This is a genomic window from Psychroflexus torquis ATCC 700755 (assembly GCF_000153485.2).
In the GTDB taxonomy this organism is placed as follows: Bacteria; Bacteroidota; Bacteroidia; order Flavobacteriales; family Flavobacteriaceae; genus Psychroflexus; species Psychroflexus torquis.
Window position 1 is genome coordinate 3219296 of the sequence record NC_018721.1, and the last position, 21680, is coordinate 3240975.

Genomic DNA, 21680 nt, shown 5'->3' on the forward strand with positions numbered 1-21680 from the left:
TTTGAAATTCAATAGAAAGTCTTATTTTTATAACTATATCCATAATTGTAATCACTATCAAAATCAATTCTATATCACTTAAAAGTTTAAATAAAAGACCTGATATTCAAACTGATAGCAAACTCAATGCCGCCTTTATTCAGTTTGAAAAGCTCATAGAGGCGTTAAAAGATAAATCTCTACCTGACTCTATTGTGGATTCCATCAATGCAAGTATTGAAGGCTTAAATTTAATTTCCGACTCTGCAAAAGACTTAAAATCTCAGATAAAAGCCAAGCAATCTAACCTGATTAAGTTACTGGAAAAGGAGATTAAAATTGTACCTAAAAACTACTATCGCACTATGTGGTTGAGTCTTGGAATGGCAGCTATTGGGATTCCAATGGGTGTTGCTTTTGGAGCGATTTTAGGCAATATGGCTTATTTGTCAATTGGTTTGCCCATTGGATTAGGGATTGGAGTTGCTATTGGTTCATCCATGGATCAAAAGGCATTGAAAGAAGGACGGCAACTCGATGTTGAAATTTAAGGTTACACCCATTCTTTACCATATACTTTTGTCTTTGACTTTTGCAAATGCGACGCATGCTAAAAGAGTGATAAAAAATGTAATTAATGCTTATGCCGACATAAGATTACACTTATATTTGGGCTTTTAAATACCTAATATGGTTTATAAAAACACAGTGCAATTCCAACGTTTCATGACTTTATTAATCTGTAGCCATATTTCAGGACTAGATCTTTAAATCTATGCAACAACTTACCAGTTGTCCTATTTGTAATTCTACCTCTATAGGTTTTTTTATTAAAACACCAGCTCAGATGCACTCAGATAAGGAATTGTTTAATTTTGACCAATGTGCTGACTGTCAACTTGTATTCTTAAACCCCAGAGTGCCTTTAGATCAACTTAAAAACTACTACACGTCTCATTATTTACCTTACAGAGGAGCAAAAGCCTGGGGGAGGTATGAGCAACTGGTAGAGAACAGTCAGCGAAAGTTAGATGCAAAACGGGTGAAGCGAGTCAAAAAGGCTCACAGTATATCTCCGGAGTCTTTAGTCCTAGATATTGGCTGTGGCAAGCCAAGCTTTTTAAAGGCTTGTCAAAAAGAGTTGAAATGTAATACTATGGGTATTGATTTTAGTGATGAAGGGTGGAAAGAGCAACCAAGTCATTTCGACGGATTAGACTTACAAGTAGCAGAAATTAAAGACTTACCCAGCAGTTTGAAGCCCGATGTCATTACCATGTGGCATTATTTAGAACATGATTATACTCCGCTTGAAAATCTAACTTATCTCAAATCCATTTCGAAACCATCCACAACACTCATCATTGAAATTCCCAATTTCGATTCCACGAGTAGAAAAAAATATGGTGAAAACTGGGCAGGTTGGCATACACCACGTCACATTTCATTGTTCTCACCGAACAATGTCGAGTTATTACTTCAGAAAAGTGGTTGGAAAGTCACTAAACTAATGGCTTACGGAACTATGAATCATTATCTGCTTTATTGGATGAGCGAGATGGAGCAAAAAGGAATCAAGTGGGATAAAAATATGCAAGATGAGTTTTGGGAGTTTATGCGGGGGATGATACTATTTATGCCGAAAAAATGGAATGAGAAAAAATCTTCTCTTGGAATTATGACAGTCATTGCAACTCCACAGTAGAGTCTTATTTCTAGATAGATGATTATTTTAGAGAGATATAACTAATTTTAGAAGATACATTTCAATCAAATAGACCACAAAGATCATGATTAATGAAACTTACTTTAAGCATTTTCCAACCTTAGAAAGTGAAAGACTTTTATTAAGAAAGTTAGAATTGACCGATGCTCCAGAGATACAATCTATTCGTTCGGATGAAAGTGTTATGGTATATATGGATTCTGAAAGACAATCGACGGTAGGACAATCTGAGCGATTTATTTCTATGAAGCTAAAAATGTATCAAGAAAACACCGGAATTTTTTGGGCTATTATTGAGAAATCGACTAATGCATTTATAGGGGATTTTGCATTTTTTAAAATGGATCATAAAAATTCTAGAGGGGAGGTAGGATATACTTCAAAATCAGAATTCTGGGGAAAGGGCTATATGCAGGAAGCCATGACTTCTGTCTTTAATTTTGGCTTTAACGAGTTAAACCTCCATAGCTTAGAAGCCCATATTAATCCTGAAAATGATAAATCTCGAGCGATATTGACAAAAATGGGATTTCAAAAGGAAGCCTATTTTAGAGAGAATCATTATTACGATGGAAAGTACTTAGATAGTGAAACTTATTCGCTACTCGCCTCCGAGTTTAAAATTGATAAAAATAAAGGCTAAAATGTGAATCTAGTACTTACCTAAATATCTTCGTTCCGAAATAAGGGGCAATTCGTTAAGAGTTAGAGTTAAAGTCTTATTTTTATGTTTTCATAACAATAGGGCTATCTAACAATATAACTTATGACTTTAGATTTAAAGCTTAAGAAGAACTTGATTATATTTGGAATCCCATTTTTAATCATAGGTATAATGGTAGCCATTGCGGAATCTTCCATTTTTATTGCAAACCCGAATAGTTTATCGGTTGGAATTACTTTTGATTTACTTCTAACTCTCCCTTTTGTTTATTTTTTGCTCATCAGAAAAACAAGTATTCCAAAGACAACGGTAGTTCCTTTTTTAATATTTGGAGTTATCATATGTTCATTCATACTTCCAATTGAACATCAAAATTATCTCAGCCTTTTTAAGATGTGGGTGCTCCCTGTTGTTGAATTATCGATTTTATCATTTGTTATTTTCAACGTCCGTAAGGGAATAAAACGCTACAGACTAAACAAAAACGAATCTTTCGACTTTTTCACAACTTTGAAAAGCACATGTTATGATATTCTTCCCAAAGGAATAGTTATGCCACTAGTCACCGAAATTGCAGTTTTTTATTATGGATTTTTGAATTGGAGAAAAAGAGAATTAAAGAATAATGAATTTACTTACCATAAAGACAGTGGTACAATTGCCTTATTGATTGCAGTCATTTTTATCGTAGCTATTGAGACTTTTGTCATTCATATTTTAGTGCAAAGATGGAATAATACCATCGCTTGGATCTTGACTTTTTTGAGTATTTATTCTGCCATTCAAATATTAGGGCTTTTAAGATCGATGTCTAAAAGACCAATATCTATTGAAAATGCTAGGCTTTATCTTCGTTATGGAATTATGAACGAAACCACTATCGAACTCAATATGATTGAATCGATTATACTTTCATCTAAAGATATCGAACTCAATACAGAAAGAAGGAAATTATCGATTTTAGGAGAATTAGAAAGTCATAACGTAGTTATTCGTCTAAAGGAGGAAAACACCTTGTTTGGGCTCTACGGCATTAAAAGAAAATACAAAGTTTTAGCTTTATATGTTGACAATAAAAAAGAGTTTCAACACCAAGTGAATAAATACATTTAATAACTAAGTATTTGTATGATTGGTATAACCCGAAAATTACCACCTCTGGGAACCTAACTTTGATAACCAGCAGGTGTCCCAATCTTGATCGCAAGAGTAAAACAGAAAAATTAAATAACAAATCTAAAAATGCATTTTTAAGATATTTTCATTAACTTAATTTTTTAATAATGAGAATTAATCAGTAAATGATCTATCAAAAACATAATCTAAGCATCAAATAATTTATAACTGTGGAAAACCAAGACTTTAAGATTAGTATTAAGACAGTTTGGGTTTTAGTGATAGGAAATTTTTTACTAACTATTCTAGGGGCATTTGCCAAAGTACAGCATTGGGAATTTTCTCAAGTCCTTTTGACAATTGGTCTAATTATTTTTTTCTCAACTTGGATAATTGTTTTTAGTGATATGGCAAAGAATAGAATAAACAATAAGTTTTTTTGGATGATTTCTATGTTCATTCTTCCAACCATTTCACCTCTAATTTATTTGATACAACGAAATAAATTAATTAGACTTGAGAACAGTTTTGGTCTGTAAAAAACTAATTTATGCTAACCTCTCAACCAACTCCTTTAAATCCTTGATTACCAAATTAGGCTTTGGCAACTTAGAATAGAAAAACTTTCCTTACCGTTGGACAAAGGCGGTTTGTAAACCCAAACGTTGAGCACCAATACTATCCCAAGCATGCAGCTACTGTCGCCTTCATTAAGCAATTTCCTCTTAGGATAAGACATAGCCATTGGTCTTAGGATGGGGTTAAAACGCTTAAAGGCTTCTACGCTATAAAGACCAACATGATATTTCAACCTGAGGAAACTCCATCTGTTGTTCCAACTTGCTTTGTCCACCATCGGCTAAAGCCACGAGTCTAAAGCCTTGTGCGGGTAATTGCTCCAAACCATCCATCACACATCTGGATGAGGCTGGAGTTGAGTGAAGACTAAAAAGGTATCTTTAATTTCTTGCTCAGAGAGGGAAACCGACAGTTGTTGGGCTGTCATCTCCAACTTTGCTGCACCAATGTCTCCAAAATCTCGGTAGTTATCGGTAAGCGTTTCAACCATAGCATATTGCAATAACTTAGGAAACCAAAGGTCAAAAGTGTAAGTATAGTCCAACTTGGCATTGATGCATTCTTTTAAAGGGTAAGGTTTTGTTCACGTCAAAGATGAGAAGTTTTGGTGCGGTGTCCATGAATTTGAGTCTCGCGTTCACATCGCTCTGTGATTATTGGTTTGGGTTTTATAAGCCTTATAACTTTCTTTTACTTTTTTATCGATCTCTAGTGGGCGATTCAAGTTAGTTTCCACATCCTTTAAGCGTTGTTCACCTCCCAAAATCACATCTATCTTTTTAAGTAAGAGGCCTTCGATAGATTTTTGAGCTACCAGCTCAGCACTATCCATATTCTTTATGTTGGACGTGATCATCATATCGGTATCCGTAGCGGTTGGGTAAACCGTCATCACGTGGATATTTTCAAAGATAAGCTCCCTGCGCATGGCTTCAGAAAAATGTCTTACGCCAGCTTTGGTAGCGGCATAGACAGAATAAAAGGGTTTGGCGATATAGCCAAGTCCAGAGGATATATTCATCAAGCCTGCCTCTTTGCTTTTTAGTAAAAGTGGCAAGCTCTTCTTCGTTAGCAAAATTAGCCCTGTAAAGTTGATATTGATTTGGTTGACGATGTCGGCATCAGACAAGTCTTGTAGTGCTCCAGCACTTATCACACCAGCATTATTGATCAATAAATCAATATGATCCCATCGTGTGCAGACGGTCTCTATAATACGTTCGACATCTTCGAGTTGAGAAACATCGGCAGTGATAAGGATAAATTCAGCTTGTGGAAAATCTATCTTAAGCTTTTCTAGTTTGTCCTGACGTCTTCCTACTACTGCAAAATCTTTTACACCCCGCGAAATTAATTCGCTAATGAGCGCTTTTCCTATGCCAACACTTCCGCCGGTGATGAGCACTTTTTTATGATTCAGATCCATGAACATTAAGTTTGATGATTATACCAATTTAAATATTTAATGTCGTAATAAATTGTTTTACCTAAACAAATTCGGCATAGGCTTTTTTCGCCTGCTTTTTGTCAAAAATAATTACCGTAACTATCGCTATGCTTATATTTTTTTCCTCAATTAAGTAAAAAACCTGTGCTGAGCTACGTCGTAGTATTAACCTCGCACTTAAAGATCTTTAATTTTAGGCAGCATATTTGATGCTCTCATGTTTAAAATATTTTGCTACCCTTTCGCTATCATTTTGAAGCATTTTCATATGATTCTCTAAATTTTCTTTCATTTTTTCTTGTGTTTTTGGTGCCGGTTTATCCGAGAGTCCATACTTTAAATCGCAATTCAGATATTCATCTGGGTTTCGCTCAGGTGAGTATGATGGCAGGTAAAATAGTTCTATGGTTTCGCCATTTTCTTCCGCCCATTTCTTTACAACTTTACTATGATGGACTCGTAAATTATCAAGGATTAAGAATACTTTGGTTTCTTGCGATTTGATGAGCTGTTCTAAAAATTGAATAAATACATCTGAGTTCATATTTTCTTTATATATCATAAACTGAATTAAACCCTGATTTGTAACTGTAGAAATCATGTTGATTGAAAACCGCTTCGACATATGTTTTTTAACAGGAGTTTTTCCTTTTGGAGCATAGGAACGTCCATGATGATTATTGTTTTTTACACCCGTTTCATCCCCCCAATGGATAGTTGCCTTCTCTTGTTTTGCCTTCCCTTTTATTGCTGGGTATTCTTCGTCTAACCATTTTTGAACTTTTTTGGAACATTGTTCATAAGCTCTCTTTTTTGGCTTTTGAGGCGTGAATCCCCAAGCGTTGAGATAATTACCGACAGCTCTTCTTCCGATTGTAATACTAAACTCTCTTGCTATCAAATCCCTTACTGCCCTTGTAGTCCACAAAGCATAATCTAACTTTAGTTGATCGGGCATTACATCAATAATCATTTTTTGGATTGCAGCTTCTTGATCTTTATTGAGTAGTTTTCGATCTTCTGATTTGACTCCTCGTTTTTGATATGACAAAGATTTATGACCTTCTTTATTGTAAAGCTTCCACCAATCTCTAACAGTATTTACATGAACACCGTAAAACAGAGCTATGTCTTTTTTTTTATCTCCACGTTTTATCATTTTTACAGCATCCCTTCGAATTATACCTCTTTCCTGATCAGAAACACTCCTTAAGTCTATTTTTTCCATCTATAAATAAAGAACTATTGATTCTAAGTTAATATAATTCAAATTTTTAATGCAACATTTAAAAACTAAATTGGCATAACCTATTTAGGTGTATTGAGACTTCATTTAAAATCCTATTATTTAAAAGCATAAGCCTGAAAAAACTTTAGCATAAAAAAAGCCCTGATCAGATATGATCAGGGCTTTTGAATTAAAAAAACTAAATTATCTCTTTATGAGACGTTTTATCACGATTTTTTGTTCTCCTTCAATAGTAATAATATAAACTCCGGCAGCAAGTTGCGAAATATCAAACTGTTTTTGAGAAGCCATGTCAGAAAGGTTTATGACTTGCACGGTTTTTCCATTTATATCTTTGATGGTAGCTTGTCGCAAAGCAGAATTATTTTTGTTTAAAAGAGTAACTAACTCACCAGCAGGGTTTGGGAACAAAATAATACTGTTATCCATAGACACATCGTCTATAGCTAGTGTAGAGCTTACCAAATCTAGACCTAACAACACGGGATCGTGATCTGATGCTCTAAAAGCATTTGCCTCGTAAATAGGAAGCGCACTAGATTCTCTTTGGAATGAAGCTTCTGATGAATCTTGGATATCATCATTATAATCAAAAAGACTTATTTCGTCTGCATTGATGTGCCAAACTGTTGTTCCAGTGATTTGTTCTGCTAAGTTGTCTGTAGCTAAAGCATAATCTAAATTCCCTAACTGTCCATCGAAGACATACCCATAACCATCTTGTCCTTGATAGTCTGCAATAAGATCGGTAAAGTCATCAGTAGTTCCCTCAATATCATCACTTCCAAGAAGAATATTATCGATGGGATCTTCCTTTTGATAAGAATTCAAATCTCCTATAATTAAGTAATCTGAATCTCCACTATCAGTAGGGTCTGTTGCCAACCAATCTACAAGTGCAGAAGCAGCTTCAGCTCTGGTAAGGTTACAGTTACCTGCACCATCATTTAGATCTTGATCTCCAGAACACGAAGAACCTTTTGATTTTAAGTGATTTACTACTATGGTAAGAATACCTTCTGTAGAAATCTCTTTAAAGGTTTGCGCTAGGGCAGGACGGTTTTTGTTATCATTAAAACGTGGATCTACAGAAGCATCTAGAATAGCATGTGTACCCTCTAAACTGACAGTTGCTGTATTATAAATAAAAGCTACAGCAATTTGGTCTGTGCCTATAACTCCAGCATCCACGGCTACATAAGTAGTTCCACATAGGGTGTTGATGCCATTAGGACCATTCAACAAATCGTCAAGAGCAGTGGTGCCATTGTTTTCAATTTCAATAAGGCCAACAATGTCTGCATTCAAACCACAAATAGCAGCAGCAATTTTCTCACGCTGGCGATCTAATTCTGCTGTTGAATTCGCTCCTCTTTCATTTAAAGTAGTAAAGTAATTTAAAACATTGAAGCTGGCTACTTTTAGGCTTCCTCCTACATCTTCTGGTGAAGCTATTCTTGGATTTGTACTTGTAAAGTCGTAAGTAAACGTATCTAAAACGGGTCTAATTCTCCAAGCGTTTGTACCATTTTGACCTGCAAAAGACCAATGCATAATACCCTTAAGATTGCTTATTTGGTCTCCACCACGAATTAAGTTGGTAGTGCTGAGTCCTGGGCGAGGCCAAAAATAGGACTCGTCGGTTGGGCCACTAATACTGCTGTTTTGAATATTGTTGTCATCATCCAAAATAACGCGTGAGGATTCTAATTCTTCAATATAAGCCGCATAGCTAGCAACACTTGGTTCATTAGCATCTGTGAATTGCTTTGCTCTATTATTTGCGGTCAGCACTAATTGGCCATAGCGTGCGAGTTGGAAATAATCACTCACTACTAGGTCTGTTGAGTAGGTGATGAGCATGTTTTCTACACTTTCGTAAGTAGCTTCCATGTTTGTGCCAGCAGGAGCAGGGAGTGTTAATGGAGCGGGCGTAGGTAAAGTGTTTCCAAAACTGATAATACTGATAGCTTCATCTCCAGTAGCCTCAATTTGTGTAGACCCAAAGGATTCTGTAATATTTCCAGATACTTCCACGCGATCTCCAACAGTGACATCGACAGGGCAAGTTTGGCAGAAGACAAATAAACCTTCTGAAGTCATTAGGTCGGCATCTGCATCTGAATCTTCTTCCTGAATAAAGAATCCACTTAACTGATTGTTATCTTGGTAATCTCCAATTACAATAGCATTTACAGATACATTTGTATTCTCTAAGGGACTTGTTTCTGTATTTCCTTGTACTTCGCTGATGAGTACTGTAACGGGTTCGACTACTCCGCAATCGTTCACCAACCCTGCAGTAGAGGGTGAAGTACACCAAGTGTCATTTAAATCTTCAGAGGTTTCATCATCCCCATTCACACCGTTTCCAGATCCAGATACTTCGTTGCCCTCCGTTAAATCTAGTCTTTGGTATGAATCTCCATTGCTGTGTCCAGAGGCCGACACTAATATTTGATTTGCAAGCGGTGTATCGTTGGCGTATGTACTGCCTAAGTCATCAGCATCTGGACCATCTATACTAACTCCTGTCTTATCTACTGCCTCATCAGAATCTCCCCAAAGGACATAATCGAGATCGGTAACGAGATCACTTTCACCATCCCAGTAAAAAAGAATAGCTACTTCACCGCTATTGGTTAAACCACCTTGGTTATTTACAGATCCTGTAAGTCCTTCAAGCATATCTGGGATATCATCTTCGGATTCACCATCTTCAAAAAGCTCATAGGTTGGAGCAATTCCATAGGTTAAATCGTAGCCTTCAGAACCGCTGATGGCTATGGTTTGATATTCTCCTGCTGCAATGGTGGCACCAGTTGGAAAACGAGCTAAGAAGTCTCCAAAGCCACCGCCTCCAGCGTTGGTTCCTGTAACAATATTATAATAATAAGTGTCATTTCCTGCAAATGTTGCATCTGTAAGATATATATCCGTTAACTCAACTGGTGTTGAGTTTGGGTTATAAATTTCTATAAATTCACCTTCAGTTGGGGTAATGGTGATTTCACTTAACAACAAAGGCAGCAAAGAACTAGTTTCACCTTTAACGCTGATGTTATCTATTCCCATAGGCTCTGAACCGCTTGGTGAACCGCTCCAGCTTAATCGAATGCTAACAGAAGCAGCTGATAATCCATCGAATAGGGAAGAAGTATAAGTATCAAAAGCTCCCGTTATTGGATCAGATTTATCCAAAAAACCTGCAGAATTTGAACTACCATCTATAAATAATTCTAAAGGATCGTTTAAGTCTGGCACAAAACCTCCATCCAATGCACGGTATGTTTTTGAAGTGCTCTCGTTGGTCACCGCTTTAAAAATCTCCTGAAATGCTCCTCCATCAACAGCGGCTTCAATTAAAAAACCATCGCTAGAACTAGCTTCAAAATCACCAATTGCTGCTAAGTCTATTTCTATAGAACTAAGCGTTGCGGCACCCCAACCAGAAAAGGTCCAAGTGGCATTGTTAGGTGGACCTTCTACACCATTCGCATCGTTTAGGGCAAAAAAGCCAGTTGAATTTTTTCCTACAAGACCAAGGATGTCGTCCGGAAAATTATCTTCTGTTCTTGCTCCACTTACATTTGCTTCGGTATCGTCTGCAACATCAAATGGCATTCCATTGCCATCAACTTGGCCATCTACTCGACCAAAAACATCACCTACACTTCCTCCTCCCATTCCGTAGTCGGCTACGTTGGCAGAATTGCTAAGGTTTAATGGGTTGTTATCAAAATCTTCAAACCCTAAGGTCGTTTGAGCATAATTTGCTGTGACACAAAGAAAAAGGGCTAATACATAATAAAAGGGTAATTTTCTTTTCATTTTTAATCTTTTAATTTTAGTTAGTTTATTAGGCTAGAGCAACTTACTGATATTACTGCAAACACTGTGATTACTGTCAAAACTATACTTAATTTATAAAAAATACTCTTAGGTTTTAGAAGGTTAACCTAGTGATAATGTTAAGGTGTTTAGGAGCACTGTTAAAGCAAGATGAGATAACTTTAAAATATATTTTATCCATGATTATCTTTTGAAAAGAAAGTAGCACCAAAAACAGGTGATATTGTATTTGGGGCATCTTACGCAATGCATTTATTGAAAGTAAGAATAATACCAATTTAAACCTATAATGTCGCCATAAATTGTTTTACCGAAATGAATTCGGCACAGGCTTTTTTTGGCTGCTTTTTATCAAAAATAATTACCGTAGCTAATGCTATGCTAATTATTTTAACTTCAATCAATCAAAAAACCTGTACTGAGCTACATCGTAGTGTAATTAAATTTATTCACACGACATTATAAATTTAAATTGGTATTATATAAGCTTTAGTTTGTTTCCATTTTCCTAGTATCAAAGATTCGTCTGCAATTATTGATTCATCATTATTACAGCTTGAAAAAAAACAACTACTAGAATCCTTTTTCTTGCGCCTAAGTTTAAATTTGAAGATAAGAGAGAAATAGCTCAAATTTTTATAAAACTTAAATATTGTGCACGCAAGCATTTTTCTTACTTTTGCCTTTAAAATTTTAGAAAAAAATGAAACTCCTATTTAGTTTTTACCTAGTTTTCATTTGCTTAGTTTTTACTGCAAATGCACAAGATTCAAATGAGGTCTTATTTGAGTTGGATGATGAATCTTATGAAGTTGGCCCTTTTGTAGAATCTTTTCAAAAGAATTCTGAATTAGTGGCTTCCACGAAAGAAGATTTAGAAGATTACCTCCGACTTTACATTAACTTCCGATTAAAAATAAAATCAGCTTACGACCAAGAATTGGACACCTTAAACTCTTACCAAAAAGAGTTTAGCAAGTATTATAAACAAATCGCAGACAGTTATATTTCTAATGGAGAAGTGACTGAAGCGATGGTGAAAGAAGCCTACGGCAGAACTAGGACTGAGGTGAGGGCAAGTCATATTTTACTCAATCTTTCTAAGTATGAGGAAGACACTGCTAAGGTTTACAATAGGGCACTAGTGCTAATGAAAAGGGCAGAGAACGGTGAGGATTTTGGGATGCTTGCAAAGCAAAATTCGGAAGACCCATCAGCTCAACGAAATGAAGGTAATCTTAATTGGTTCAACACCTTTAAAATGGTTTATGAATTTGAGGATGTAGCTTATAAATTGGATGTTGGTGAAATTTCAAAACCAGTACGGTCAGACTTTGGTTACCATATTATAAAGAAAACAGGAGAGCGGGCTTCAAAAGGTAAACTCAAGACCGCTCACATTATGGTGGTTAATAAAGATTCTCTAAGAGACCCTAAAGAGCAAATTGATAAAATATATGTGAAAGTGAAGAGTGGAGATGACTTTCATGACCTTGCAAAGCAATATAGCGACGATACTGATACTGCCAGTAAAGGGGGTTATGTGGCTGCATTTGGGATTGGAGGACTTAACTCTAAAACTTATGAGAATGAAGCCTTTCAATTGGAAAATATCGGTGATTATACAGAGCCCTTCCAAACTAAATTCGGTTGGCATATTGTAAAATTAATCGAAGTTGAGCCTATACAATCCTTCCAAGACATAAAAGAAGACTTGAAGAAAAGGCTTAAAAGTTCATCAAGGTCAAAATTATTGGTCAGTAAGATTAAAGAAGATCTAGAAGCGCGTTATGAAGTAACTATAAATGAAGTTGCCAGCTCTTATTTCTTGAAAGCATTAGATAGTACATTTGACAAAATGAAGTGGAGGTTCTCACCTGGCGAAAATTTACCTGAAACTTATGTGATTAAAGTTGAAGACAAGGAGGTTGATTTCAAAACCTTTGGAGAATACTTAGAAAGACAACAAAGAAAACTGTCTAAATTACCAAAACACAAAATAGTTATTGAGAATGCGCTAAATGATATGGTTTATAATGAGCTTTTAGCCCATCATAAAACTCAATTGGTTGAAATAGATCAGGATTTTGCTAACAGAATAGAGGAATATAAAAATGGAATTCTGATTTTTGATTATATGTCTACCAATGTTTGGGAACCCATCTCAAAAGATACACTCTTACAACGCGACTATTATACATCAAATCAAGATGAATTTGTGGCGGACTCTAAAATAGAAGGTCAACTGTACACGTCTGCTTCCAAATCCTCAATTAAAGATGTAAGATCCAGACTAAAGGAAAAAATGACATTAGATACTATTTCTATACAATTGCCTGATGATGTAATTTTAGAACAGGTCTCTATCCCTAAGTCTTCATCCAAAATACCTAAAGCTTTAAAATTTAAAGAAGGTGTGAGTAAGATTTACAAACACTTGGACCAATATTTGATTATGAATGCTATAGAAGTAAAGCCTTCTTTTGTACCTGAATTTAATAAAGTGAGTGGCAAAATAATAAGTAGTCTTCAAGAAAAACGTGAAGAACAACTCATATCAAATTTGAGGGATCAATATACGATGAAGATCAACAAAGACATTTTAGAAAAACTAAAGCTAAAGTTTGAAAAGTAAACTATTTTTTTATCTGATTATTAGTTTTGTTATAACTAGTTCATGCACTTTCCTTGGCAAGGAAGAAAATACAACTAATGTGGCGAGAGTAAATAATCATTATCTATCTCGAGAAGCACTTTCAGAGCATATATCAAGTAATCTTTCTAAAATAGATAGTAATGTAGCTGCTAGGAATTATATTCAAAATTGGGCTAGGGATAAATTGTTTTTAGATAGAGCCAAATTGAATTTACCCCAAGAGCAACAATTTTATTTTAGGGATTTGTCCAAAAGGTATGAAGAGCAGTTGTTCAAAAAGGCATATAAAGACGCGCTTATTGAAAAACAGTTGAAAATTCAAATTGATTCATCAGAAATTGCTTCATACTATCAGGATAACATATCCAATTTCAAATTAAATGAAGATTTAGTTCATTTAAGATACCTTCAATTGGATAAAAAAATGAAATCTTCGCGTGACATAAAACGTAAATTTGTACGTTTTAATGCTGAAGATATGCTATCATTGCAGGAAAAGTCTTTGGAATTCAAATCTTTATCTTTAAATGATTCCATTTGGGTTCGAGTCTCCGACGTAGTGAAAGAATTTGAAGAAAACAAAGGCATACAGCTGGAAAAGTCTGAAATATCAAAAGTCAATAGTTTTTTGGAATTTGAAAATGAAAGCGATGTGTTTTACTTTTATACCAAAGACTTTTTAAAGCGTAATGACCAAGCCCCTTTAAGCTATGTAAGACCAACTATTGAGCAGATTTTGCTCAACAAGAAAAAAATAAATATTTCAAAAATAATTGACAAAGAGATTACAAAAGATGCCACAAAAAATAATGAATTTGAAGTCTATTAATTTAAAAGCTATTGCATTTTTAGGACTGTTGTTCTTTAGTTTTATCACTATAGCTCAAGTAACTATAGATGATGAAGACAACTTGCTAAAAGAGTCAGATTTTAGCCCTGAAGTATTGAAAGCGACTACAATGACTAAAGACGGTCGTTTAAAAATTGACGGGGTTGCTGCTGTTGTTGGAGATTATTTGGTTTTAGAAAGTGATATTTCTAAAGCGTATATAGATATGAAAAACCAACAAGTTGGTGAAATCACCTATTGTGATGTCGCTGAAACTATTCTTGAGAATAAGCTTTTTGCTCATCATGCTGTCCAAGACAGTTTGCCCTTCAACCCTTCTCGTGTAGAAAGTTTTACAGATCAGCAAATAGATCAATTTGTCCGACAAGTTGGAAGTATGGATAAGTTATTAGAATTCTATAAAATCGATTCTGAAAGTGAGCTAAGAGATCAACTTAACGAAATCAACACCCAAAGAATGCTTGCTGAAGAAATGCAAGGATCGATTGTAGACGAGGTTGAAATAACCCCTGAAGAGACAAGAGATTTTTTCGAGGCTATTCCAAAAGATGAAATTCCATTGATAAATGATGAGGTAGAGCTTGCTCAAATTATTGTAAGACCAGAAGTAGGTGAGAAAGAGCAACAAGCTGTCATCGACAAATTGAATTTTTATAGAGATGATGTAGTTGCCGGCGGAAGTTTTGCGACCAAGGCTGTTTTGTATTCCGAAGATAGAGGATCAAGAAGCCAAGGAGGTAAAATTACACTTACCAGAGAAGACAATTTCGTAAAAGAATTTAAAGATGCTGCATTCAGTTTACAAGAAGGTGAGGTGAGTAGACCTTTTGAAACCGAATTTGGATGGCACATTCTTACTGTAGAAAAAATTAGAGGTCAGCAAGTCGATGTAAGGCACATTTTATTATATCCTGAAATTAGTTCTGAAGCTATTCAAAAAGCTAAAGACGAAATTGAATTGGTTAGAAAAAAAATAGTTAATGGAGAGGTTGACTTTAAAGAGGCTGCAAGAGAAGTATCTGATGAAATGGAGACTAGAGAAAGTGGAGGGCAATTGATTAACAATGCTACTGGGGATAGGCGTTTTGAATTGACTAAGATAGACCCTACACTTTACGACCAAGTTATAAACCTGAAAGAAAATGAAGTGTCCCTAGTTATTAAAGATTCTGAACCTAGAACAGCCAAAATCTTTTTCAAGGTCATTACACTCACAAAAAAGATTCCAGAGCACATAGCTGAATTCAGTAAAGATTACACAAAAATTCGAGAGCTTGCTTTACAGCAAAAAAAGTTGACAGAAATAAAAGAGTGGAAAGCTGAAAAGGTTACAGATACCTACGTTAAAATAAATGGAGATTACAAAGTTTGTAAATTTGCAAAATCTTGGATAAAACAATAATATGTCTGATGTTCAGGAATTAGATGACTTTGTAAAAAAGTATGTGGCGTTAAAGTCTGAAATTGCCAAGGTAATTGTAGGGCAAGATAAAGTTGTAGACACTTTATTAATATCCATTTTTTCTGGAGGACACTCTCTTTTGGTGGGAGTGCCTGGCCTAGCGAAAACACTTATTGTCAATACCATCTCTCAAGCATTGGGCTTAGATTTTAAGAGAGTTCAATTCACACCAGATTTAATGCCAAGTGATATAATTGGTTCTGAAATTCTAGACGAAAATAGAAAGTTCAAATTTTTGAAAGGACCTGTTTTTACAAATATGTTACTTGCAGATGAAATTAACAGGACTCCACCAAAAACCCAAGCCGCCTTACTAGAAGCGATGCAAGAAAAAGCGGTAACCGTGGGTGGAAAGAATTATAAGCTCTCTAAACCTTATTTTGTACTTGCCACCCAAAATCCTATTGAACAGGAAGGGACTTATCCACTTCCAGAAGCCCAATTGGATAGGTTTATGTTCGAGGTTAATCTTACTTATCCTAGTTACCAAGAAGAAGTGGATGTCGTCAAGGCGACAACTCAAAATTACAATGCTCAGGTCGATCCAGTTTTTAGTGCAACAGAAATTATTGAGATTCAACACTTAATTAGAAAAATGCCAATTGCAGATAATGTGATTGAGTATGCAGTAACTTTAGTTGGTAAAACTAGACCCAATACAGAGTTGTCATCAGAGTTTATCAATACGTATGTAGATTGGGGGGCAGGACCAAGAGCTTCTCAAAACCTCGTGCTTGCCGGAAAAACTCATGCGGCGTCCAAAGGTAAGTATTCACCTGATATTGAAGATATACAAGCTGTTGCAACATCAATATTAAGGCATAGGGTCGTAAGGAATTACAAAGCAGAAGCAGAAAATATATCGATTGAAGCTATTATAGATCGATTGCTCTAAATTTTATTTATAATCAACCTAAATTATTGAGGTTTTATTTCTTATTGAGATTTTATTTATTTTAGATCTACATCAAATTATCATTTTATTATTTATTATTTGAAAAAATTGTAAATACTATAATTATGATTACTATAATTGATGTAGATATAAATTATAGTTAGAAATTTTGCTATTATCTTACATATTTTCTAAAGTCAATTGAAATCACTATTTTTGCAATTCTAAATAAAATATATACCATGGCTTTTGATATCGATATGATTAAGAAAGTGTATAACCAAATGCCTGAAAGAGTGGAAAAAGCTCGAAAAGTAGTTGGTAAACCACTTACACTTTCAGAAAAAATTCTTTATTCCCATTTATGGGAAACCACACCAAGTAAAAAACTTAATAGAGGTAAAGATTACGTAAATTTTACTCCAGACCGCATCGCTTGTCAGGATGCAACGGCACAGATGGCCTTGTTACAATTTATGCAAGCTGGAAAAGAAAATGTTGCCGTTCCTACAACGGTACACTGCGATCACTTGATCCAAGCAAAACAAGGCGCTGTAAAAGATTTGAAAAGAGCCAATGATGCTAGTAGCGAGGTTTTTGATTTTTTGGAATCTGTATCAAGTAAATACGGTATTGGATTTTGGAAACCAGGAGCAGGAATTATACACCAAGTTGTTTTAGAAAATTATGCTTTTCCAGGAGGAATGATGATAGGAACCGATTCACACACAGTAAATGCTGGTGGTCTTGGAATGGTAGCCATAGGAGTAGGTGGAGCAGATGCTGTAGACGTTATGGCAGGAATGCCTTGGGAGCTTAAATTTCCTAAGTTAATCGGTGTTAAGTTAACTGGTGCACCAAAAGGGTGGACTGCTGCTAAAGATGTAATATTGAAAGTGGCACAAATATTAACTGTAAAAGGAGGTACAGGTTGTATCGTTGAATACTTCGGCGAAGGGGCCAAAAACCTTTCTTGTACAGGAAAAGGAACTATTTGTAATATGGGAGCAGAAATAGGAGCGACCACATCTACATTTGGTTACGATGATTCTATGGAACGTTTTTTAAGAGCGACAGATAGAAATGAAATTGCAGATGAAGCCAATAAAATAAGAGAACACCTTACAGGAGATGCTGAGGTTTATGACAATCCAGAAGAGTATTTTGATCAAGTTATTGAAATTGATTTAAATACCTTAATGCCACACTTAAATGGTCCTTTTACTCCAGATTTAGCTACTCCCGTTGGAGAGCTAGGGGCAAAAGCTAGAGAAAATGGCTGGCCAATAAAAGTGGATTGGGGATTAATTGGGTCTTGTACTAACTCTTCTTACGAAGATTTAACAAGAGCGGCCTCTATCGCTAAGCAGGCTGTGGATAAAAAACTAATACCGAAATCTGATTTTGGTATTAATCCAGGTTCAGAGCAAATTCGATTTACTGCAGAACGTGACGGACTTCTTAAAGTTTTTGAAGATTTGGGAGCGACTATATTTACTAACGCCTGTGGGCCTTGTATAGGGCAATGGGATAGAAGTGACAGAAAAGGGGATGAGAAGAATACAATTGTTCATTCTTTTAATAGAAACTTTTCGAAACGAGCTGATGGTAATCCAAATACGCACGCTTTTGTAGGGTCTCCAGAAATGGTAGCTGCCATAGCGATTTCTGGTCGTTTGGATTTTGACCCCATGAACGACACCCTTATCAATGAAGATGGTGAAGAAGTGAAATTGGATCCGCCTCAAGGAATAGAATTACCTGAACTGGGTTTTGCTGTTCTTAACAATGGGTATTTGAAGCCAAAAGAGGATGGAAGTTCTATCGATGTAACAGTTGATCCTAACTCCAATAGAATTCAATTATTAGATCCGTTTGATGCTTGGGATGGTAAAAATCTTATAGGAGCTAAATTGCTAATAAAAGCACATGGTAAGTGTACAACAGACCATATTTCTATGGCTGGTCCTTGGTTGAAGTTTAGAGGGCACTTAGATAATATTTCAGACAACTGTTTAATAGGTGCAGTGAATGCTTTCAATATGAAGACTAACTTTGTGAAAAGTCAGTTGGATGGAAAACAGGATGCTGTTCCCAAAACACAAAGAGCTTATAAAGTTGAGGGTATACAAACGGTAGTTGTGGGAGACCATAACTATGGTGAAGGGTCTTCACGTGAACACGCAGCTATGGAGCCAAGACATCTTGGTGTAAGAGTCGTTTTGGTGAAATCTTTTGCAAGAATTCATGAGACGAATCTGAAAAAGCAAGGTATGCTAGGAATTACTTTTGATAACGAAAGTGACTATGACTTGATTCAAGAAGACGATACGTTTAATTTTGTAGATCTTAAAGACTTTGCAGAAAGCAAACCTTTAACTATTGAAATTGTTCATGCTGATGGGTTGAAAGACACTATCAAAGCAAATCACACTTATAATGAAACTCAAATTGGATGGTTTAAAGAGGGTTCTGCTCTTAATATGATTAAGAAGCATAATAACGCTTAAAGCTTATTTCATAATGTTATGTTTAAAGAAGCCATCTCTTGGAGATGGCTTCTTAATTTTAAAATTTGTTAGTCGTAGTAGTTAAATATAGATTATGAAATTTTTTAAAAAACAGTGGAGTAGTCTTCTTTTCGTAGTTGTTGTTGTATTGCTGATACTTCCACCCACCAGACTTCCAATTCAGATTTTTATTAATAAAATTATAGCTTTCAGCCCTTCTGAAATCAGTCAAGATGATAGGGAGTCTATAAATGATTACGAGTGGTACATCAAAAATGCTAATGGTAAAACAGTAAACTTTGAAAATTCTGAAGGTAAAATTATACTTTTGAATTACTGGGCAACTTGGTGCGCACCTTGTATCGCGGAGATGCCAGATTTACAAAAATTATATGGCGATTATAAAGATAAAATGGACTTCTACTTTGTGACCTCAGATTCAGAGGACCTTGTAAGCCCTTTTTTGAAAAAGAGAAATTTAGATATTCCCATATATTACTTGTTATCGGAGCCTCCTAAAGGTTTACAAACTCAAAAATTACCAACAACATTCCTTATAAATCGGGAAGGGGAAATCGTTATAAAAAAAACAGGAGCTGCCAATTGGAATAGCGCCTCTGTAAGAAATACAATTGATAAAATATATTCAAAAAATCTATAAACAAAGGTCTAAGTCAAATAGACTGCAATACATTTAAAATAAAAAATATGAACTCTAGTATACACCAATTTCTAGCCACAGATATAAAAGGCGATACCTTTGAATTTTCAAATCTTAAAGGAAAAAAAGTAATGATTGTAAACACAGCTTCTCAATGTGGACTTACTCCTCAATATGAAAAGTTGCAAGAACTTTATGATACTTATAAAGATTCTAATTTCACTATCATAGGCTTTCCAAGCAATGATTTTATGGGACAAGAGCCCGGAAGTGATTCTGAAATATCAAAATTTTGCCTTGAAAATTATGGTGTGAAATTCAAAATGATGGGAAAGATTAAAATTAAAGGGGATGATAAACATGATGTTTATCAATTTCTAACGGATAAGGAATGGAATAATAGACAAGATAGTTCTGTAGAGTGGAATTTTCAAAAATATCTTTTAAATGGGAACGGTGAGCTTGAAAAAGTAATTTCTCCAAAAACATCTCCAATGGATGAAGAAATTGTGAATTGGATAAAACAAGATTAGAGCTTAAATGGCTTCTTCAATTCCTTTGTAGAAGCCATTTTCATCTGGGGTGAATGCTATTTTACTCTTAATTAGCTATCTTTTGTTGGAAGAGTAAAAATTGGGTTCCTACACCAGCAGCCTATTTAAGTCCTTTAGTATTAAGTAAATCCCCTTGTCTAATACGTCGATTAAACTTCCAAAACGGTAGATTCAAGTCATTTTGAAAACCCGAGTTTATGAGGTGACGCTCTTCATTCTACCTGTGCTGCTATTTGATTCCTACATCAAGTACCAATTTAAACCTATAATATCACAATAAATAGTTTTATCGAAATGAATTTGGCACAGGCTTTTTTAGCCTGCTTTTTATCAAAAATAATTACCGTAACCATAGCTATGCTAATTATTTTTTTAATTCCAATCCATCAAAAAACCTGTGCTAAGCTATGTCTTAGTATAATTCAACTTATTTATACAACATTATAAATTAAATTTGGTATTAGATTTTTTCACGGATAAATTTTAAGCGAACAAACTTATACTCTTAGAAATATTTTCTAAAGGCTATAGGATTCACTTTGCAGATTTGAGCTGAAATCCAATATATAATTTAAGTTTTAGTGCAGATTTATTTTTTTAAGAAGGTTAGGTAACTAAATGAATATTTGTGTTTTTCATCTTTGTCATGAAATTCAGAATTGACCAAATCCCATTTTTTTTCATCAATTTCAGGAAAAAAGGTGTCAGCTTCAAATTCGCCATGAACACGAGTTAATTCAATTTTATCAGTAAACGGAAGGGCTTGCTTATAAATCTCACCTCCACCAATTATAAAAATTTCTTCTTCAGTAGAACTAAATTGGATGGCTTCTTCTAGACTGTGCACAACTTCTATAGTCTCATTTTTATAATTTTCCTGTCTGGTAATTACCACATGTTTTCTATTTGGAAGAGGCTTAGGGAAGGATTCAAAGGTTTTTCTTCCCATAATTATGTGGTGATAAGACGTAAGAGCTTTAAACCTCTTAAAGTCATCTGGGAGACGCCAAATTAAATCGTTATCTTTTCCGAGAGCATTATTTTCTGCAGCCGCAGCAACTAGTGTAATCTTCATGATTGTTAAGAATTTTTGTTATCTTGAGTTAGTTCATCAATAGGATGCTTTTTATCTACTTTTTTTTGGAGTCCTCGAAGTCGTTCTAGCTGTTTTTCCACAAGTTTGTTCATTTGTTTTTCTTCCCATTCTTTACCCATTAGGTTGTTGACTATAAATACGTTGATAGCATGTATGATTAAAAAAAACAGCCAAATTAATATGGCGGTAACAAACCAATAATTATTAAAAGGCTTGAAATCGGACATATAGCCTAATCCGATATTTACAAATATAAAAATGACAGACCCAGCTACAAATACAACAAGATGAGTTACCAATCGTTTCTTTTGTTTTAAACGCTGATGAGCATTTTCATAGAGCTCTCTTGCTTCAGAGTCAATTTTCTTATTTGAATCCATTTTT

18 protein-coding genes are annotated in these 21680 nt (G+C 35.0%); 12 read left to right on the forward strand and 6 right to left on the reverse strand.

Translation table 11 applies throughout. The features are described 5' to 3' along the window. Positions 1-194 precede the first annotated feature (194 nt). The 5 genes from P700755_RS13845 (at position 195) to P700755_RS21370 (ending at position 4024) form a co-directional block, all read left to right on the forward strand. Positions 195-530 carry a hypothetical protein gene (locus P700755_RS13845; protein ID WP_015025265.1) on the forward strand — a complete coding sequence of 112 codons (336 nt, stop codon included), beginning with the start codon at positions 195-197 and terminating at the stop codon, positions 528-530. 224 nt (positions 531-754) lie between these two features. Continuing rightward, the gene (locus P700755_RS13850) at positions 755-1684 is read left to right on the forward strand and encodes a class I SAM-dependent methyltransferase (RefSeq protein ID WP_015025266.1); all 930 of its coding nucleotides are present in this window, start codon (positions 755-757) and stop codon (positions 1682-1684) included. A gap of 85 nt (positions 1685-1769) precedes the next feature. Next, on the forward strand, positions 1770-2348 hold the full coding sequence (locus P700755_RS13855; RefSeq protein WP_015025267.1) for a GNAT family N-acetyltransferase: 579 nt from the start codon (positions 1770-1772) through the stop codon (positions 2346-2348). A 123-nt stretch (positions 2349-2471) separates the two neighbouring features. Then, complete coding sequence (locus tag P700755_RS13860) at positions 2472-3482, forward strand: hypothetical protein (RefSeq protein ID WP_015025268.1); 1011 nt, start codon at positions 2472-2474, stop codon at positions 3480-3482. Positions 3483-3763: 281 nt separating this feature from the next. Then, positions 3764-4024, forward strand: a complete 261-nt coding sequence (locus P700755_RS21370; RefSeq protein WP_425357622.1) for a GldL-related protein — start codon at positions 3764-3766, stop codon at positions 4022-4024. Between the two features lie 371 nt (positions 4025-4395). Here the strand turns inward: P700755_RS21370 and P700755_RS13870 are convergent, their stop codons facing one another. The 4 genes from P700755_RS13870 to P700755_RS13885 form a co-directional block, all read right to left on the reverse strand. Beyond that, on the reverse strand, positions 4396-4608 hold the full coding sequence (locus tag P700755_RS13870; RefSeq protein ID WP_041758391.1) for an HAD family hydrolase: 213 nt from the start codon (positions 4606-4608) through the stop codon (positions 4396-4398). 93 nt (positions 4609-4701) lie between these two features. Then, a complete protein-coding gene (locus tag P700755_RS13875; protein ID WP_041758392.1) occupies positions 4702-5490 on the reverse strand; it encodes an SDR family NAD(P)-dependent oxidoreductase in 789 nt (262 codons plus the stop codon). Between the two features lie 214 nt (positions 5491-5704). Further along, entirely contained in the window at positions 5705-6739 is a 1035-nt protein-coding gene (locus P700755_RS13880) for an IS630 family transposase (RefSeq protein WP_015022720.1), read from the reverse strand. A gap of 204 nt (positions 6740-6943) precedes the next feature. Further along, complete coding sequence (locus P700755_RS13885; protein ID WP_015025271.1) at positions 6944-10591, reverse strand: ExeM/NucH family extracellular endonuclease; 3648 nt, start codon at positions 10589-10591, stop codon at positions 6944-6946. Positions 10592-11315: 724 nt separating this feature from the next. Between P700755_RS13885 and P700755_RS13890 the strand changes: the two genes are divergently transcribed. The 7 genes from P700755_RS13890 (at position 11316) to P700755_RS13920 (ending at position 20179) form a co-directional block, all read left to right on the forward strand. Next, positions 11316-13247, forward strand: coding sequence for a peptidylprolyl isomerase (locus P700755_RS13890; protein WP_015025272.1), 1932 nt, complete (start codon positions 11316-11318; stop codon positions 13245-13247). A gap of 79 nt (positions 13248-13326) precedes the next feature. Then, the gene (locus P700755_RS13895) at positions 13327-14097 is read left to right on the forward strand and encodes a hypothetical protein (protein ID WP_245535947.1); all 771 of its coding nucleotides are present in this window, start codon (positions 13327-13329) and stop codon (positions 14095-14097) included. Further along, positions 14078-15520, forward strand: coding sequence for a peptidylprolyl isomerase (locus tag P700755_RS13900; RefSeq protein WP_051008009.1), 1443 nt, complete (start codon positions 14078-14080; stop codon positions 15518-15520). Before P700755_RS13895 ends, P700755_RS13900 begins: the two co-directional genes overlap by 20 nt. A 1-nt stretch (position 15521) precedes the next feature. After that, entirely contained in the window at positions 15522-16475 is a 954-nt protein-coding gene (locus tag P700755_RS13905; protein WP_015025275.1) for an AAA family ATPase, read from the forward strand. 242 nt (positions 16476-16717) lie between these two features. Further along, a complete protein-coding gene (locus P700755_RS13910; protein WP_015025276.1) occupies positions 16718-18985 on the forward strand; it encodes an aconitate hydratase in 2268 nt (755 codons plus the stop codon). 94 nt (positions 18986-19079) lie between these two features. Beyond that, on the forward strand, positions 19080-19646 hold the full coding sequence (locus P700755_RS13915) for a TlpA family protein disulfide reductase (protein ID WP_015025277.1): 567 nt from the start codon (positions 19080-19082) through the stop codon (positions 19644-19646). 47 nt (positions 19647-19693) lie between these two features. Then, positions 19694-20179, forward strand: a complete 486-nt coding sequence (locus tag P700755_RS13920) for a glutathione peroxidase (protein WP_015025278.1) — start codon at positions 19694-19696, stop codon at positions 20177-20179. Between the two features lie 610 nt (positions 20180-20789). Here the strand turns inward: P700755_RS13920 and P700755_RS13925 are convergent. Together P700755_RS13925 and P700755_RS13930 are read right to left on the reverse strand one after the other, a co-directional pair. Continuing rightward, the gene (locus P700755_RS13925) at positions 20790-21275 is read right to left on the reverse strand and encodes a dihydrofolate reductase (protein WP_015025279.1); all 486 of its coding nucleotides are present in this window, start codon (positions 21273-21275) and stop codon (positions 20790-20792) included. A gap of 5 nt (positions 21276-21280) precedes the next feature. Continuing rightward, complete coding sequence (locus P700755_RS13930; protein WP_015025280.1) at positions 21281-21676, reverse strand: 2TM domain-containing protein; 396 nt, start codon at positions 21674-21676, stop codon at positions 21281-21283. Positions 21677-21680: the final 4 nt, after the last annotated feature.